At 68.3% G+C, this 16515-nt stretch carries 14 protein-coding genes; 6 read left to right on the plus strand and 8 right to left on the minus strand.

Translation table 11 applies throughout. The annotated features are described in order from the left end of the window. Positions 1–8 precede the first annotated feature (8 nt). Positions 9–767, plus strand: coding sequence for an SDR family NAD(P)-dependent oxidoreductase (locus ASC70_RS13395; protein ID WP_056052746.1), 759 nt, complete (start codon positions 9–11; stop codon positions 765–767). A 3-nt stretch (positions 768–770) separates the two neighbouring features. Here ASC70_RS13395 and ASC70_RS13400 read toward each other — a convergent pair whose 3' ends face one another. Genes ASC70_RS13400 through ASC70_RS13410 form a run of 3 tightly spaced genes read right to left on the minus strand, consistent with a single transcriptional unit; the run spans position 771 to position 3994 of the window. After that, entirely contained in the window at positions 771–1919 is a 1149-nt protein-coding gene (locus ASC70_RS13400; protein ID WP_056050839.1) for an acyl-CoA dehydrogenase family protein, read from the minus strand. A gap of 7 nt (positions 1920–1926) precedes the next feature. Then, positions 1927–3099 (minus strand): acyl-CoA dehydrogenase family protein, encoded by a 1173-nt coding sequence (locus tag ASC70_RS13405; RefSeq protein WP_056050840.1) that lies wholly within the window; start codon positions 3097–3099, stop codon positions 1927–1929. A 13-nt stretch (positions 3100–3112) separates the two neighbouring features. After that, positions 3113–3994, minus strand: coding sequence for an SMP-30/gluconolactonase/LRE family protein (locus ASC70_RS13410; protein WP_056050842.1), 882 nt, complete (start codon positions 3992–3994; stop codon positions 3113–3115). 255 nt (positions 3995–4249) lie between these two features. Here ASC70_RS13410 and ASC70_RS13415 point away from each other — a divergent pair, with 255 nt between their 5' ends. Both ASC70_RS13415 and ASC70_RS13420 read left to right on the plus strand, forming a co-directional pair. Further along, positions 4250–5854, plus strand: a complete 1605-nt coding sequence (locus tag ASC70_RS13415) for an acyl-CoA synthetase (protein WP_056050844.1) — start codon at positions 4250–4252, stop codon at positions 5852–5854. Between the two features lie 106 nt (positions 5855–5960). Next, positions 5961–7601: an NAD(P)/FAD-dependent oxidoreductase gene (locus ASC70_RS13420; RefSeq protein ID WP_056050846.1), complete on the plus strand. Its 1641-nt coding sequence runs from the start codon at positions 5961–5963 to the stop codon at positions 7599–7601. 60 nt (positions 7602–7661) lie between these two features. Here the strand turns inward: ASC70_RS13420 and ASC70_RS13425 are convergent, their stop codons facing one another. From ASC70_RS13425 to ASC70_RS13440, 4 genes are all read right to left on the minus strand, one after another. Then, positions 7662–10598, minus strand: a complete 2937-nt coding sequence (locus ASC70_RS13425) for a prolyl oligopeptidase family serine peptidase (protein ID WP_162247219.1) — start codon at positions 10596–10598, stop codon at positions 7662–7664. A gap of 155 nt (positions 10599–10753) precedes the next feature. After that, a complete protein-coding gene (locus ASC70_RS13430; protein WP_056050850.1) occupies positions 10754–11962 on the minus strand; it encodes a patatin-like phospholipase family protein in 1209 nt (402 codons plus the stop codon). After that, positions 11955–12521, minus strand: a complete 567-nt coding sequence (locus ASC70_RS13435; RefSeq protein WP_056050852.1) for a carboxymuconolactone decarboxylase family protein — start codon at positions 12519–12521, stop codon at positions 11955–11957. The genes ASC70_RS13430 and ASC70_RS13435 overlap by 8 nt, the downstream gene beginning before the upstream one ends. A gap of 56 nt (positions 12522–12577) precedes the next feature. Continuing rightward, entirely contained in the window at positions 12578–13561 is a 984-nt protein-coding gene (locus ASC70_RS13440; RefSeq protein ID WP_056050856.1) for a LysR family transcriptional regulator, read from the minus strand. Between the two features lie 129 nt (positions 13562–13690). On the opposite strand from ASC70_RS13440, the gene ASC70_RS13445 reads away from it, so the two are divergent. After that, positions 13691–14566 carry an MBL fold metallo-hydrolase gene (locus ASC70_RS13445; RefSeq protein ID WP_235519389.1) on the plus strand — a complete coding sequence of 292 codons (876 nt, stop codon included), beginning with the start codon at positions 13691–13693 and terminating at the stop codon, positions 14564–14566. Between the two features lie 3 nt (positions 14567–14569). Beyond that, positions 14570–14959, plus strand: a complete 390-nt coding sequence (locus ASC70_RS13450) for a nuclear transport factor 2 family protein (protein ID WP_056050859.1) — start codon at positions 14570–14572, stop codon at positions 14957–14959. Between the two features lie 56 nt (positions 14960–15015). On the opposite strand, the gene ASC70_RS13455 is transcribed toward ASC70_RS13450, so the two are convergent. Further along, positions 15016–15888, minus strand: coding sequence for a pirin family protein (locus tag ASC70_RS13455; RefSeq protein ID WP_056050861.1), 873 nt, complete (start codon positions 15886–15888; stop codon positions 15016–15018). A gap of 118 nt (positions 15889–16006) precedes the next feature. On the opposite strand from ASC70_RS13455, the gene ASC70_RS13460 reads away from it, so the two are divergent. Further along, entirely contained in the window at positions 16007–16411 is a 405-nt protein-coding gene (locus ASC70_RS13460; protein ID WP_235519394.1) for a helix-turn-helix domain-containing protein, read from the plus strand. Positions 16412–16515: the final 104 nt, after the last annotated feature.

Below are 16515 nucleotides of genomic sequence, written 5' to 3' on the forward strand. Positions count from 1 at the left end.
AGGGGACGATGGGTGGTCGACTAGAAGGACGGGTCGCCGTGGTGACGGGGGCTTCGAGAGGCCTGGGACGGGCGACCGCGGCCCTGCTGGCGGCCGAAGGCGCGGTCGTGGCCTTGCTGGATTTGAAGACGCACTGGGCTCAGGCCGCGGCCGACGAAATCGTCGCCGCCGGCGGCCAGGCGCTTGGCTTGGGCTGCGACGTCTCCGACCGGGAGGCCGTGATCGCGACCTTGGGTTCGATCAATGAGCAGTTCGGCCGGTTCGACATCCTGGTGAACAACGCGATGTGGAACGTCTACGAGCCGCTCGCCGACATTCGTCCCGAAAGCCTGGACCGCATGGTCGGCGTCGGCTTCTCCGGCGTGATCTGGGGCATGCAGGCGGCCGCGCCGCTGATGGCCGCCTCGGGCGGCGGTTCGATCGTCAACATCGCGTCCGTCAGCGCCTTCCTCGGCATCCCGAACGGCATCGCCTATTGCGGCGTCAAGGCGGGGGTCACGGGCCTCACCCGGGCGGCGGCCGCCGAGCTGGGGGCGGTGAATATCCGCGTCAACGCGGTGGCGCCCTCGACGGTGGACACCGAGGGCGTACGCCGCGTGGTCTCGGAGGACCGCATCGCCAAGCGCGTCGACCAGACGCCGTTGGGACGGCTGGGCTCGGCCGACGACATCGCCAAGGCGGTCCGCTACCTGGCTTGCGAAGACAGCGACTTCGTCACCGGCCAGGTTCTCACGGTGGACGGCGGTCTGGCGACTGCCTTGGCCTAGCGGCTAAGCCGCGACCGCGCCGGGCTTGAGGCTTTTCGCCAGCTCGGCGCGGTGGTGGTCCGCATTGCCGAACGCCATGTCGATCATGATCAGGCGCTTGAGGTAGTGGGCGACGGCCAGTTCTTCGGTGAAGCCGACGCCGCCATGAAGCTGCACGGCCTGACGGCCGACATAGAGACTGGTCTGGCCAACGCGAGCCTTGGCCGCGGCGATCACCTTCCGGCGTCGGGCGGCGTCGCCCGACAGGGCGATCGTCGCCAGATACATCATCGACCGTGCTTCCTCGCAGGCGATCGCCATGTCGACGGCGCGGTGCTGAAGCGCCTGGAACGACCCCAGGGTCTGGCCGAACTGCTTGCGGGTCTTCAGGTATTCCAGGGTCATTTCGTGGACCGCGTCCATCGCGCCCACCGCTTCGGCCAGCCGCGCGACGAGGCCATGGTCCACGGCCTTGCGAAGCAGGCCAAAGCCTTCGCCCAGATCTCCAATCAGGTTCTCGCCCGGCACGACCACGCTATCGAGCTTGAGGCTGGCGTTGTGGCGATTGTCCATCGCGCGGCCGCGCACGACCGTCAGTCCTTCGGCCTTGGCCGGCGCCAGGAACAGACTGACGCCAGCCTCGTCGTCGTCCGCTCCGGCTGTTCGCGCCGGAACGATGAACCAGTCGGCCACGCCGCCGTCGAGCGCGTGGCTCTTTTCGCCGGTGAGACGATAGCCGCCGTCGACGACCTCCGCGCGCGTGGTGATCCGGTTGAGATCGAACCGGCCCGCCGGTTCGGCGTCGGCCAGGCTGACCACGACCCCACCTTCGACGAGGCCGGACAGGAGGCGCGCACGCACCGCGTCCGTCGCCGCGCCCAGCAGCACCGGCGCGATCACACACGCGGACACAAAGGGCTCGAGCATCAGGTAACGGCCGAACGCCTCGGCCACGACCATGGTCTCGAAGGGGCCGGCGCCGAGGCCGCCGTCGTCCTCCGGCACCGTCAGCGCCAACCAGCCGAGATCGGCCATGCGCCGCCAGCTCGCCGCGTCGTAGGCCTCGCCGCGCGCGACCCGAGCACGCCAGGCGGTCAAGTCCCCATGGTCGGCGCCGTAGCGCCAGGCGCTGTCCTTCAGGAGCCGCTGCTCTTCGGAAAGGTCGAAATTCATGGGGACCTCAGAGACCTAGCGCCCGCCGGGCGATGATGTTGCGTTGGATTTCGTTGGAGCCGCCGTAGATGCTGGTGACGCGGGAATAGACCATCCCCTTGGCCGGCCAGGCTTCGGGCGTCTCAGCAGGATCCAGTGCGGCGAATGCCATGGCGCCGTATCCCTGAAGCTCGACCCAGTATTCGGTGATCTGCTGCAGGAGCTCGGACCAGCGGATCTTGATCATCGAGGCCCGGGGACCGGAGTCCTGCCCCGACGCGGCCTCGGCCATGGTGCGCATGACCATCGCCTCCAGGGCCATGACTTCCAGTTCAAACTGGGCCAGGCGGTCGGCGACGCGTGGATCATCGGCCAGGCGCGCGCCGCCAACGATGGTCTCGGCCGCGGCCTGGCGGGCCCCACGCAACTGCTGGGCCAGGCGGGTCGTGGTGGCGGCGGTGACGCCCCGCTCGCGGTCGAGCAGGACCTTGCCGTAGCTCCAGCCCTTGCCTTCCTCGCCCAGCAGGGCCGAGCCCGGCACGCGCACGTCGTCGAGGAACACCTCGTTGGTGTGATGGATCTCGTCCATGGTGATGACCGGGCGGATGGTGACGCCCGGCGTGTCGAGGTCGATCAGGAACAGCGAGATGCCAGCCTGTTTGCGCGCGTCCGGATCCGTCCGCGCCAGCAGGAACATCCGGTTGGCTACATGGGCGTAGCTCGTCCAGGCCTTCTGGCCGGAGATCACGTAGTCGTCGCCGTCGCGAACCGCCCGGGTCGACAGCGAGGCCAGGTCCGAGCCCGCGTTCGGCTCGGAATAGCCCTGACACCACCAGTCGTCGCCCGAGACGATCGCCGGCAGGTATCTGGCCTTCTGCGCCTCGCTGCCGAACGTGAAGATGATCGGGCCGATCAGTTCGAGGCCCTGGTGAAATTGGACGGGCGCGTCGGCGCGCGAGGCTTCCGTCTCGAAGATATAGAGCTGGGTCGGGTCCCAGCCGGCGCCGCCGTATTCTTTCGGCCATGACGGCGCGCCCCATCCGCGGGCGTGCAGCAGGCGCTGCCACCGGGTGAACTCCTCCGGCTCGAGCCGCATGCCGGCGCGCACGCGAGACTTGAAGGACTCGGGCGTGTTCTCGGCGAAGAAGGCGCGCACGTCCTCGCGGAAGGCGAGCTGCTCCGGGGTCAGGTCAAGGTTCATGGTCTACCGCGGGTCAGAGGAAACAGCGCGCCTCGGCGATGCCGCGCACGCCAAGGCCATGAAAGGCCAGAAGCCGGCCGGAAGCATCGACGTCGCTCTTGAGGCGGCCGCCGCTGTCGGAGATCGAGGTGACGTAGAGGATGTCGAGATCCTCGCCGCCAAACGCCGGGCACGAGGACAGCGGGGCGGGGCTTGCGACGACACGGTCCAGCCGCCCTTGCGGTGAGATGCGGACGAGCTTCTGGGCCTGGACGAGCGCGAGCCAGATGAAGCCCTCGGCGTCGACCGTGGCCCCGTCGGGAGCGCTTCCGAAGCCGCCGGTCTCGAAGAGATCGCGCTTGTCGCCCAAGGCGCCGGTCTTGGTGTCGTAGCTGAACGCCCACAGCATGTGTCGCAGGCTGTCGGCGAAATAGAGCGTCGCGCCGTCCGGGCTGAAACAGGTGCTGTTGGAGATTTCCAGCGGATCGGTGGGCAGGATCTCCCAGGCCCCCCCGGCGGAGAAGCGGTAGAGCTTGCCGACCCGACCCGCGTCGGGACGCGTGGCCATGGTCCCGGTCACGAACCGGCCTTGACGATCGGCCTTGCCGTCGTTGAAGCGTTCGTTTGGGGCGAGGGTCTTCGGCAGGGCGATCGGCGTGAACGCCCCCGTGTCGGGCTGGACCCGATAGACGCCGTCGGTCAGGCCCGCGATCAATTCGCCGGGCCGGCCCAAGACGATACTTCCGATCATCTGGGGCGCGGGGATCTGAGATTGCTCACCAGTCGCCGGATCGTACCGCCAGAGCGACGGGGCGACGCTGTCGACCCAGTAGAGCAGGCGCGCCTCGCCATCCCAAACCGGCGACTCGCCCAATCGGCAGCGCTCCTTGCCGACGATCTCCACGGTGAACGTCATGACGCTTCCTCCTGGAGACACCAAACCCCATGCCACGGTCTCACCGTTCACGCGTGCGGCGGCTCCGGCGCTAATCACATGGGTGATAAGATTCCAGCGAGGCTTCCGATCGTCTGACGGCGGAGGGCGAACACATCAGGGTTCGCATCGAGGCCGCGCGCATCACCCACGTGATTTGTCAGCGTCGCCGGTCGTCCAAGGCCGCTCGTCCCCGGCTGGCCCATAGCTTTCGGGAAAGAGACCCGGGAGGCCGCCGTGAACTGGAACTATGGAGACATCCTCGACGCGGTCGCGCGCGTCGTGCCGCCGGAACGGCCCGCCCTGATCTGGCGCGACACCGTGGTGACCTGGGACGAATTCGACCGTCGCACCAACAACCTGGCTAAGGCGCTGGTCGATCTTGGCTTGGAGCCGGACGCGCGGGTGGGCATCCTGTGCCGCAACCACCCCGCCTACATGGAATTCCTCGTCGCCGGCGTGAAGGCGCGCCTGCTGACGGTCAATCTCAACTACCGCTACACGGCCGACGAGATCGCCTACGTGCTCAACGACTGCGGCGCGGCGGCGCTCTTCTACCAGTCGGACTTCGACGCGCTGCTGGAGCCGCTGCAGGTCCGACTGCCCTGCGTTCGCGCCTGGGTGCGGATCGAAGGCGAGCGATCCCCACAAGCCGCGCCCGAGGGGGTTCTCTCCTACGAGACCTTGGTGCGAACCGGCGACGGCCAGCCGCTGGCCATCACGCGTTCTCCCGACGACGGCTACCTGCTTTATACCGGCGGCACCACGGGCAAGCCCAAGGGCGTCCACTGGCCGACCGGCCAGGCGCGCCGCGTCCAGCTGGAGTCACCGCTGATCGCGCGCGTGCCGCTTTCCATGGAGGAACACGCCGAGATCGTGCGCGCCACGGCCGCGCCCAGCCGCATCGTTCCGGCCTGTCCGCTGATGCACGGCTCCGGCAGCAACGCGGCGATGGGCGATCTGCTCAATGGCGGGACGGCGATCATCCTGTCCAGCGACAGATTCGACGCCCACGACCTCTGGCGCGAGGTCGATAAGCACCGCGCCACCCGCATCGCCATCGTCGGAGACGTCTTCGCCAAGCCGATGCTCAAGGCCCTGGAAGCCGCGCCCGGCGCCTACGACCTTTCCAGCCTGAAGGCCATCAGTTCGGCGGGCCTGACCTGGTCCAAGGAGATCAAGGACGGCCTGCTGCGCCAGCTGCCCCACATCACGCTCGTCGACATCCTGGGGGCCTCCGAGGCGTCCGGGTTCGGCTATTCGATCGCCAAGGCGGGCCATGTCCCAGAGACCGGCGTGTTCGACGCGGCCGCCCTGACGGTCCTGATCGATCCGGACACCGGAGCGGTGATGCCCAAGGATCGACCATCGGAAGGCTTCATCGCGCGGAGCGGGCCCATGGCGCTGGGCTATTTCGGCGACCCGGAGAAGACCGCCGCCACCTACTGCATGATCGACGGCGTCCGCTACGCCGCGCCGGGCGACTTCGCCCGCTGGATGCCGCCCAACCAGTTCACCCTGATCGGTCGCGGCAACTTGTCGATCAACACCGGCGGCGAGAAGGTGTTCCCGGAAGAGGTCGAGGAGGCCCTGAAGCTGCAGCCGGGCGTCGGCGACGTGCTGGTCGTGGGTCAGCCGGACGAGACATGGGGCAAGATCGTCGTGGCGATCCTCAAGCCAGACGGCGCGTTCGACGAGGCCCGCGTGAGAGCGGGCTTGGCTCACACCCTCTCCAGCTACAAGCACCCCAAGCGTTTCATCCTGGTGGACACCGTGCCGCGGCACGAGAGCGGCAAGGCCGACTATCGCACCGCCACCGCGATCGCGGCCGAGGCCTCCTGATCCGGTCAACAGACACATCCGTGATGTTCGCGCTCCGTCGGCGCTCTTGCTGGTCGGGCGGGGGCGGGGGCGACGACACAGGCAATGGTTCCTCAGGGAGATCGCCATGACCGCGTCGAAACAGCCTGCCGCAGGCCAACAGCCTATTCGTATCGATGCGCTCGTCATCGGCGCCGGCTTTGGCGGGATGTACGCCGTGCACAAGCTCAGCGGCATGGGCCTGACCGTTCAGGGGATCGAGGCCGGCGGCGACGTCGGCGGTGTCTGGTACTGGAACCGCTATCCGGGCGCGCGCTGTGACCTGATGAGCCTCGACTACTGCTACGCGTTCTCTCCGGAGCTCGAGCAGGAATGGACCTGGACCGAGCAGTTCGCCGCTCAACCGGAAATCCTGGCCTACGCCAACTTCGCGGCCGATCGTCTGGACCTGCGCCGGCGCTTCCTGTTCGAGACCCGCGTCACGGGGGCGGTCTATCAGGATGCGACCCGCGTCTGGCGGGTCACCACCGATGACGGACGCGTCTTCGAGGCGACCTACTGCGTCATGGCGTCGGGTCCGTTGTCGATCCCCAAGGGCGTTCCGTTCGACGGGGCCGATGATTTCAAGGGCGAGATCCTGCTGGCGGCCAAGTGGCCGCACGAGCCGGTCAGCTTCGAGGGCAAGCGGGTCGGGCTGGTCGGCACCGGCTCGACGGGCGTTCAGATCGTCCCGGAGGTCGCCAAGACCGCCGGTGCGCTGACGGTGTTCCAGCGCACCCCGAGCTTCACGCTGCCGATGCGCAACGTCGCGCTGGAGCCCGACTACGTCGCCGAGATCAAGCGCAACTACGCCGGCATTCGGCAGGCCGCGCGAAACAGCCCGTTGGGCGGCGTGCGCCCGCAATCGACACGGCCGTTCTTCAGCGTCACGCCCGAGCAGCGGCGGGCGCTGATGGAAGACGCCTGGGCGCGCGGCGGCCTGTCGTTCCTGGGAGCCTTCTCGGACCTGCTGATCAATGCGGAGGCCAATGAGCAGGTGGCCGAATTCGTCCGCGACAAGATCAGCGAGGTGGTCGCCGATCCCGTTGCCGCCGAAAAGCTGAAGCCGCGCGGCTACCCGATCTTCGCGCGCCGGCCCTGCCTCGACACCGAATACTACGAGACCTTCAACCTGCCGCATGTCGCGCTGCACGACTGTCTCGAGAGCCCGATCGTCAAGATCACGGAGACCGGCCTGCTGACCACCGCCGGCGAGGTGGCGCTGGACATGCTGATCTTCGCCACCGGCTATGACGGCCTTACCGGCGCCCTGTTGAACTTCGATGTCAGTGGTCGTGGCGGTGTCGAGCTGCGCGACAAGTGGCATGACGGCGCCAGGTCGCATCTCGGCCTGATGATGTCGTCCTTCCCGAACCTCTTCCTCGTCTGCGGTCCGAACGGACCGGCGGCGCTGGCCAATATCATCACGCTGGATCAGCAGAACGTCGATTGGATCGCGGACGCGATCGCCCACATGCGCCAGGAAGGCCTATCGACCATGCAGCCGACCGACCGCGCCGAGCAGGCGTGGATGGACACCGTCTATGGGCTGGCGGAGCTGACCCTCGTGTCCAAGGCCAACACCTGGTACGTCGGCGGCAATATCCGCGGCAAACCGCGCGGCTTGAGCATGTATACCGGCGGCTTCCAACGCTATGGCGAGGCCTGCCGACTGGCCGCGGAAGGCGGTTATGCGGATTTCGTCTTCGAGAGCGCTGCTGAGGGCTGAAGGGCTGAGAGGACGTTCAGCGCAGGCGTTTGAGGCAGCTCGCGCGCCTTGCAAAACGAACTACTTCGGCGCTGGCCGCCAAACGGAGACGCCGGCGCCTTCGCCAAAGCGTATCTCGACGATCTTTCCGGTCGGGTCGAGCAAGGCCTCGACGAGGGAGCCGTCCGAGGCCAGGCGGAACTTCGTCGGACTCTCTGCCAGCAGCTTGTCGCTTGGCAGGCGCGCCGGCGGATCGACCATCAGGACCTCGCCGTCGCGTCGCAGCGCGAGCGTCACCTCGGGACGGCCGACCAGGGCGTAGCGGCCGACATAGCGATCCAGGACCGCCGACGGCAACGTAGTCGTCGCCTTGGGGCGCACCAGCAGCGGCGCGGCGGCGCGCAGCGCGGGATCGCCCAGGAAGGTCCAGCGATCGTCGCGTCGCCACGTCTGGTCGAAGACGCCGGAGGCGATCCAACCGCGGTCCGGCGTCCGGCCCTTGGCCTGAACGAGCCGCCGTCCATCGCTGATCCACCAGTCGTATGAATTGCCGATGGAGTCACCCGTGATGGTGACCAGCGAGAGCGGCTCCCACGCGAACAGGCCGGCGGCCGAGGTGGCGGTCACCGAGAGCACGTAACGGTTCGCCGCGCGCGGATTGGGATGAAGCATGACGGCGTAGGCGTCCTTGGCCGCGAACCGCCGGCCATCGACCGTGATCGCGTCCGGGGCCGCGGTCAGCGGCAGGTCGCGACGCAGTCGGGCGGCGACCGCATTGGCGTCAGGCCCACCGAGCAGGATCAACGAGAGGCCCTTCTCCTGCTCGGCCGTCAGCGCCTTGTCGTCGACGACACGGGGTTCGTCGCCGTAGACCGAGCGCCACACGCCAGCGAGGGTCTCGGCCTTGCGGCGAATTTCGGCGCGCATCTCGGGATCGCGGGCCGTCGTGCCGACGACGATGACGAAGGGCGTCGACAGGATGTCGAAGGCGCCGCCGGGCAGGGCGGGGGTCTTGAAGCTGGCTCCCTTGGGCGCGTCGGGCGCGGTCAGGGTCACGTGGCCGTCCGGGCTGGGGGAGACCTCAAGGGGACGGCCGTTCCACACGACCTTCAGAGGTCCGTTCGACTTCAGCAGAGACGCCGGCGGGGCAAGGGTCAGGCGGGCGACATTGCGGGTGTCGAGCCGCAGCACACCGGGTTCGGTCATCTCGGCGTCGACCTGGATCACCGACAGCGGCGCCAGCGCGCGATCGACGGTTATCCAGTGGGCTTGGGCGGCGCGCAGATCGGCGGCGCGCAGGCGAACCTTGGTCGGCGCCTCGATCCGGCGTTGCCGCAGGAACCAGCCGACGATGTCGTCGGCCTCGCCCAGCGCCTCGTGACCTCGTCCGGGATATTCGCGATAGCGGACATCGTAGCCCCAGCGCTGCAGCAGGGCGGTGACGTGACGGGCATAGCGAGCGTCTATGGCGACGTCCTCATCGCCCTGATGAATGAAGACGGGCGTGTTGTTCAGCGCCTCCAGCCCGACGAAATCGCTCTCGGCCTCGCGCAGCCAGCGTTCCATCGGACGGTCGGCGGCGGGATCGTCGCGGCCGCCCTTGGGATCAATGCGGAGATCGGCGCCGCCGAATACGGGGGCCAGGGCCGCGAACCGGCCCGCGTGATGGGTTCCGAGCTGCCAAGTTCCCTTGCCGCCCATCGAGCCGCCGGTGAGATAGGTGCGGGTGTCGTCGACGTTCAACCGGGCGCGCGCCGCCTCCAGGCAGTTCATCACGTCCAGCTCGCCGGGTCCGAGATAGCCGTTGGTGCCACGCCCGTGCGGCTCGATCCAGATCACGGGCCAGCGCTCGACGACGCCCCCGTGGCGGGCGTCAATGCTCCAGTAGCGGACATAGGGTGGCGAGGCGGGATTGGCGCCATGCAGGTTCAGCACGGTCGGCCAGGCGCGGGCGGGATCGTAGCCGACCGGCAGATAGGCGCGGCAGAATTGGGTGGAGCCGTCCAGCGGATCGACCCAGGCCAGGCGCGCGAAGCCCGAGGATCGGATCGCCGCCTGGGGCCCCATCCGCATCTCGGCCGCCTCCATCAGGGCTGATTGGACCGGGGCATAGGCGTCCTTCAGGCGCGAGAGATCGGCGCCCGCGCGATCCGTGACCAGGACGCCCAGCATCCGCCAATGACCGGCCTCGGCGTCCGAACCCGTCGCGGCGGCGGCCTGAGCAAGCAGGGCCTTGGCCGCTGTCGCCATGTCGCCCTTGTACCAGGGCGCGAAGGCCAGCAAGGGCTGTCCAGCGGCGTTGATTGTCCGCACGGCGACCTCATAGGGACCGTCGGGCCAATCGGCGGTCGGCAACGAGGCGATCGTTCCGCGCGGCGCGGTCGCCCGGCCCATCTCCCTGCCGCCCGGCGCGGTGACTACAATCTCGACGGTTCCCTGACGCGGCAGGGAGTCGGTGCGCACCTTCAGCTGGCCGTCCTGGCTCCAGGCCCCTGGCTGCAGCCGGACGTCGGGCAGCGGCTGACCGGGGGAGAGGATCCGCGCCGACAGCAAGGTGGCCCCCGAGCCCCGCTCGGCGCGCAGCAGGATGGCGTTATTGCCGGCGCGCAGTCGCACCGGAATGCGAACGGCGTCGTAGAGGCCGGCGGGCGCGGCGGGGATCGCGACCGGTTCGCCGTTGATCCAAGCCGAAAGCGCTCCGCCGGCGCCCAGCGACAGCTCCGCCGGCCCATCCGCCTCGCGCTGGACGACCGCCGAGGCATAGAGCCAGCGCCCCTCCGCGCCAGCCGCCGTCAGATCGACAAGGTCGTCCCAGGCGGCCAGCGGCTTCCAGTCGGGCCCCGCCGCCAGCTTGACCTCCTCGGCGGAAGGTTCCGCCAAGCCCGTGACCATCCAGCGACGCAGGTAGCGCGCCTCGCCCGGCGACCAGAGGGGCCGTTCGGCGTCGCGGACAGCTTGGGTCTTTTCCGGCGGCGCGGGGAGAACAGGCTGTGCGGGCGGCGTTTGGGCTTGAGCCATGGTCGCCGCCAAGACGAGCGACATCATCGACGCTGTCAGCCGAAAGCTTGCCACGCGCTACAACTCCCCATTTTTTATAGCGCTAACATGGTTATCTGGGGTTGTGCAAAGGCCCAGCCGCCGCCAGCGGCGACAGGAAGCCATCTCCCTTGGGATCAGTCTTTCGCGGTGGAGGAGGCAGACGGCGTGGTGAAGTCGAAGGTCTGGACCGAGTGGGCCGCGGTGGGCGGGGTCAGCACCTCGGGATGGACCAGGGTGAGCAGGGCGTCGCGGCGGCCGGCCGCCCAATGCTCTTCCATCGTCCGGCGCGAGAACTCGTAGTCCTTCGACTGGCCCTCGTAGGTCGCCGAGCGGTAGACCAGTTGGACGATGTTGTAGACCGCCGGGTCCGACGCCTCGGCCAGTAGCCGCGCCTGGGGCGTGGCCGCCAGCTCCGGCGGCATCTGGGCCAGCAATTCGTTGAAGGCCGCGCGCAGTCTCTGGATCTGCTTGAAGCTGTCAGTCGCCGCGCGGGTGCGGCTGGAGAACTGCACCTCCTTCATCCGCACGGCCACTTCCGACAGGTCGCGCGGCAGTCCGCCCTGGGCGCTCCACAGGTCGACTTGGAAGATTAGGGTGTCCAGATCCGAGCGCGACGACAGCACCCAGTCCAGCGGCGTGTTGGAGACCAGACCGCCATCCCAGTAGAACTCGCCGTTGATCTCCACCGCGTCGAAGGCCGGGGGCAGGGCGCCGCTGGCCATGATGTGTTCGGGACCGATGACGTCGGTCTCGTTGTCGAAATAGGCGAAGTTGCCAGTGCGGACGTTGACCGCCCCGACGCTGAACCGCATCGTCTTGGCGTTGATCCGGTCGAAATCGACCAGCCGCTCCAAGGTCGGCTTCAGAGCCGAGGTATCGTACCAACTGGTCGCGCCGGCGACGCCGGCCGGCCGCAGAAACGGCGGCGGCGCGCGGGGGGTGAAGAAGCCGGGCACGCCCTTGGCCATGATCTGGCCCGCCGACAGCTGATTGACCCAGCCGCGGGCCGCGTCGCCGTTCAGCATGTCGGTCCACAGGCTGCCCCAGCCGCCGTCGTGCGGTTGGCTGACCAGCTCCCAGAACTCGCGCAGGCGAGCGACGCGGGTCTCGCGTGGGTTGCCAGCGATGATGGCGCTGTTGATCGCGCCGATCGAGATGCCGGCGATCCAGGTCGGTTCGACCTCGGCCTCCAGCAGGGCCTCGTAGACCCCAGCCTGGTAGGCGCCCAGCGCCCCGCCGCCTTGCAGCAACAGGGCGACGCTCTCGAACGCGGTGGCGTTGGGCTTGGGCTTCTCCGGCGGCGCGACCGCCCCACGGCGCTTGGGGCCCGTCCGGCTATTCACGTTCGGGGACCGGCACGTTGAAGCCGTTGAGGGTCACCGAGACCAGGGCGTAGAGGCCGACCAGATAGATCAGCTCGTTGGCGCCATGCTGGCCGAAGATCTTGACGGCCAGGGTGTAGAGCGGCTCGGGCAGCACGCCGCCGCGGCTCAGGGCGTAGGCCACGTCGAACGCGACGCTCTCGTCCTTGGCCAGGTCGTTGGGCTTGAGGTCGGCGACCAGGGTGGCCAGGCGTTCGGGCGACATGCCTTCGCGCTCGGCGACGGCGATGTGGGCGTAGATCTCGTAGGCGGCGTCGTAGCGCGCCCCGACCACCAGGATGGCGATCTGCCGGACATTGTCGGGCAGGACCGCATTGGCCGTCATGGCCAGGGTGAGATCCCAGATCGCCTTGCCGATCGCCGGCTCGTGCAGCCAGGGATTCCACGGCCCCATCAGGGCGCCGTCCTCGCGCTCGACCAGGAAGGCGTTGAAATGGCCGGCGATCCCTCGCCGCATGTCGTCGTAGAGGGGTTTCTGTTCGGGGGTGAGGTCGGCGGGAGCGATCAGGGGCAGGCGCATCTGGGATCCTTCGACAGGCGAGGAGAGGCCACGAGCCGCAACGCACAGGGCGCTGCTCAGCTTGTGGTGCGGTGCAGCATGGATGTGGCGGGAAGATGTCGGCCGTTCGTTCGCCGCCGCTCCCATTCGACCAGGATCTCGAGAAAGGCCGCCACCCGCCGCGGCCGAAACCGCGTCACCGGGGTGACGGCGTAGATCCCGCCGCTCTCCAGGCTCCAGTTCGGCAGCACGCGCGCCAGGCGGCCGCTGGCTAGGTCGGCCTCCACGGCGTAGTCAGGCAGCACCGACAGGCCGACGCCGGAGCGCACCGCTTCGAGGGCGCCGAGCGTGGCGTCGATGCGCAGCGCCGCCGACATCTGAACCCGGCGCTGTTGGCCTTCGCCGTCATGGAAAATCCAGCCGAGCGGGTCGCGCAGGACGCCGTTGGCGACGAACGGCAGGTCGGCGAGCTGCTCGGGCGTGGAGTCCGAGCCAAGGCGGGCGGCGAGGCCGGGATCGCCGACCAGGATCTGCTGGAACGATCCGATCCGCCGGGCGCGCAGATCGCTGTCGGTCAGCCAGCCGACACGGATCGCCAGTTCGATGTCCCGCTCGACCGGGTCGAGGGTCTGGTCGCTGATCAGGACATCGGCGGTGCAGGCGGGATACCGGCGCTGAAACTCGGCGATGGCGGGAACGACAATGGCGACGCCATAGTCGAAGGGCGCCGTCAGCCGCAGCGTTCCGGCGGGCGCGTCCTCGTCGGCCTCGAGCCCGTCAAAAGCCTCCTGCGCCTCGGAGAGGATGCGGGCGCAGCGGTCATAGAAGGCGCGGCCCGCCTCGGTCGGTCGCACGCTGCGGGTGGTGCGCACCAGCAGGGTCGTCGCGAAGGCTTCTTCCAGCTTGGCGACCTGTTGGCTCACCACGGCCTTGGTGATGCCCAGCCGCTGGGCGGCGGCGGTGAACGAACCGGTTTCCACCACCTCGGCGAAATAGGCCAGGCGCTTGAGGTTGTTGATGCCGCGGTTGGCGCCGTCACGGTGATTGTATGTTTGGGACATACAGAAGGTGTATTTTTCCGGTCTACGAATTGCAATCGACCGGGCGCATGTTGGTCTCGGACCTGGAGCGGCCTTCCGCCCTGACCTTGATCCAGAGCGACAGCCCTCATGCCCACCCGGAGACAGATGATGACGATGATCGCAGGCGGCGCGGCCGCATCCCTTTCGGGCCAGAGCGACGCCCTGGCCGCCGGCGCCAAGCTGGAATGGAAAGCCTTCCCGGCCGGCGAGAACGGCTTCTTCCGGGCGCCGGTCCTGGTCTGGGGCCCCACCGAGTCCCTGCTGATCGATGGCGGCTTCACGCTTCCGGACGGCCGGGCGCTGGTCGAGGCGATCAAGGCCTCGGGCCGCAAGTTGACCGCCATCTATGTCAGCCAGAGCGACCCGGACTATTATTTCAGCCTGGGGCCGATCAAGGCCGCCTTCCCGGACGCCAAGGTGCTGGCCGCCTCGGACACGATCGCGGCGATCCAGGCCAGCGTCGACAAGAAGCTGGCTACCTGGGGTCCGCAGCTGGGCGACAACGGCCCCAAGACCCTGGCCGACATCGTCATGCCGACCGCCTTCAACGGAGAGCAGTTGAGCGTCGACGGTCAGGCCGTCCAGATCGTTCCGGCCCAGGGCCTGGCCAATCGCCGCTATCTCTGGACGCCGTCGCTGTCGGCGATCTTCGGCGGGGTCTTGGTGTTTTCCGGCGTCCACGTCTGGACCGCCGACACGGCCAGCGCCGAGGCGCGCGCGGCCTGGGTCAAGCAACTGGACGCCATGTTGGCCCGCGGGCCGGCGGTGGTCGTTCCCGGCCACATGACGCCCTCGGCTCCGACCGGGGCGGCGGCGCTGGCCTATACCCGCGACTATCTGCTTGCCTTCGAGCAGGAGCTGGCCAAGGCCAAGGACGCCGCCGCCCTGATCGCGGCCATGACCGCCCGCTATCCGGACGCGGGCATGGGCGTGGCCTTGCAGATCGGCGCCAAGGTCGCCACCGGCGAAATGAAGTGGGGCTGAGCGATGGCTTCCAACAAGGACATCATCCGCGCCACCTATGAGGCCTCGCCCGCCGAGAAGGGGCAACGGCTGCAGGCGGCGCTCGCGCCCGACGCCTCGTGGACCGAGGCGGCCGGCTTTCCCTATGCGGGGACCTATGTCGGCTTCGAGGCCATCGCGGCGGGGGTCTTCAAGCGCCTGGCCACCGAGTGGATCGACTATCGGGCGGAGGCCCACACCTATCTGGAGGACGGCGACCGCGTCGCCGCCTTCGGCATCTATTCGGGAACCTACCGCGCCACCGGCAAGGCGATGACCGCGACCTTCGCCCATCTCTACACGCTGAAGGACGGCAAGATCGTCAGCATGGAACAGGTCGTGGACAGCGCCATGGTGACGCCCGCCCTGACCTAGCCCTATTGGCGCTGGCCCGTCCGGTCGCCAGGAAAGCCTGCGGCCGGACGGCGCGTTCATCGGTCGATCTGGCTGAGGGCGGCCACGGCCGGGGTGTCGCGCAGCGCGACGATGCGGCCTTCGCCCTCGGCCAGGGCCTGGGCGCTGGTGTGCACCGAGTAGGAGCCCATGACCAAGGGATGCGGATGCTTGGCGGCCGATCCGATCACGAACTCGGTCGACTCTTCCGCCACCAGGTCGATCGCGCCGGCGCCTTCCTCGAACACCGCCAGTTCGTCCTCGAGGACAAGGTCGCCAGTTCGAAGCTTGCCGCGATTGACCGCCAGCCACGCCACGTCGTGGTCGGCGCCGGGCTGGTAGGTCCACCGCTCACCCGCCGCCAGCTGGACATGCAGATAGGTGATCGGCACCGGCAGCGGGATGGGGCTCGATCGCCCCTGATAGGCGCCCAGCAGAACGCGCGCCGGACCTTCGGAGGCGATCCGCGTCGGGTCCAGATAGAGGCTCTCCGGTTCGGCCAGCTCCAAAGCCTCCGGAAGGGCCAGCCACAGCTGGTAGCCGCGCATCACCTGGCCCGGAATCGGTGCGCCGGTGTGCCAGACGCCGCGGCCCGCCCGCATCCACTCGACCGAGCCGGCGGTCAGGACGCCCGACTGGCCCGTGCTGTCGGCATAGGTCGCGCCGCCTTCCAGGAAGGTCGTCAGGGTCGCGATCCCCGAGTGGGGATGGGCGCCGAAGCGCACGGCGTCGGCGGCCTTGGTCTCGAAGTGGTCCAGGAACACGAAGGGCTTGAGGTGCTCGCCGAGATCGCCGGGGCTCATCAGGCGGTTGATCGGGCCGTGCGGGCGACCCCGCGTGCGATAGACGACGCGTCGGGGCGCGTTGTCGCCAATAGCTGTCGAAACCGAGGCGGGGCTGATTTGGGTCATGGGAACCTGGGAGCCTTGCAGGATGCCGTGGCCTCGGGTGAAGCGCCGCGAGGACGGTATGGATTTGTTACCAAGGCTAGATGGAGTACTTGGGGAAGGTCGCCAAGGAGGCACAGGTTTGACACCCAGGCACACCGACGTAACCACCCGGGCGACCGCCCATCTCCCGGATCAATGCGACGCCATTGGCTCCATCCTGTCGCGGGTTGGCGACAAGTGGACCGTGCTGATCGTCATGACGCTGGCCGACGGTCCCAAGCGGTTCAATGAACTCAAGCGCGCGATCGGCGGCGTCTCCCAGCGCATGTTGACCCTGACGCTGCGGGGGCTGGAGCGCGACGGCATGGTGACGCGCACCGTCTTTCCGACCATCCCGCCCCGCGTCGACTACGAACTCACCGAGCTGGGACATTCCTTGCGCGTGCCGGTCGAGGCCCTGGGCCAATGGGCCTTCGCGCATCTGCCGGTGGTCGCGCGGGCGCGCGCCGAATTCGATCAGCGCCAAGCCGCCGACGACGCCTAGGGCTGGTCACGCCCGTGCTCCGACGCGCGGTAAAACAATGTTACGAGTATATCGTATAAGATATTTGACATAAATTGTATAATCATGCCTCATTGGAACAGGAC

It is taken from the genome of Caulobacter sp. Root343, assembly GCF_001425745.1.
Lineage (GTDB): Bacteria > Pseudomonadota > Alphaproteobacteria > Caulobacterales > Caulobacteraceae > Caulobacter.

Coding starts and splice junctions, on each gene's coding strand:
- ASC70_RS13395 (WP_056052746.1), top strand. CDS start 9: ATGGGTGGTCGACTAGAAGGACGGGTCGCCGTGGTGACGGGGGCTTCG.
- ASC70_RS13410 (WP_056050842.1), bottom strand. CDS start 3,994: ATGACGTTCACCGTGGAGATCGTCGGCAAGGAGCGCTGCCGATTGGGC.
- ASC70_RS13405 (WP_056050840.1), bottom strand. CDS start 3,099: ATGAACCTTGACCTGACCCCGGAGCAGCTCGCCTTCCGCGAGGACGTG.
- ASC70_RS13420 (WP_056050846.1), top strand. CDS start 5,961: ATGACCGCGTCGAAACAGCCTGCCGCAGGCCAACAGCCTATTCGTATC.
- ASC70_RS13400 (WP_056050839.1), bottom strand. CDS start 1,919: ATGAATTTCGACCTTTCCGAAGAGCAGCGGCTCCTGAAGGACAGCGCC.
- ASC70_RS13440 (WP_056050856.1), bottom strand. CDS start 13,561: ATGTCCCAAACATACAATCACCGTGACGGCGCCAACCGCGGCATCAAC.
- ASC70_RS13425 (WP_162247219.1), bottom strand. CDS start 10,598: ATGGCTCAAGCCCAAACGCCGCCCGCACAGCCTGTTCTCCCCGCGCCG.
- ASC70_RS13435 (WP_056050852.1), bottom strand. CDS start 12,521: ATGCGCCTGCCCCTGATCGCTCCCGCCGACCTCACCCCCGAACAGAAA.
- ASC70_RS13450 (WP_056050859.1), top strand. CDS start 14,570: ATGGCTTCCAACAAGGACATCATCCGCGCCACCTATGAGGCCTCGCCC.
- ASC70_RS13455 (WP_056050861.1), bottom strand. CDS start 15,888: ATGACCCAAATCAGCCCCGCCTCGGTTTCGACAGCTATTGGCGACAAC.
- ASC70_RS13445 (WP_235519389.1), top strand. CDS start 13,691: ATGACGATGATCGCAGGCGGCGCGGCCGCATCCCTTTCGGGCCAGAGC.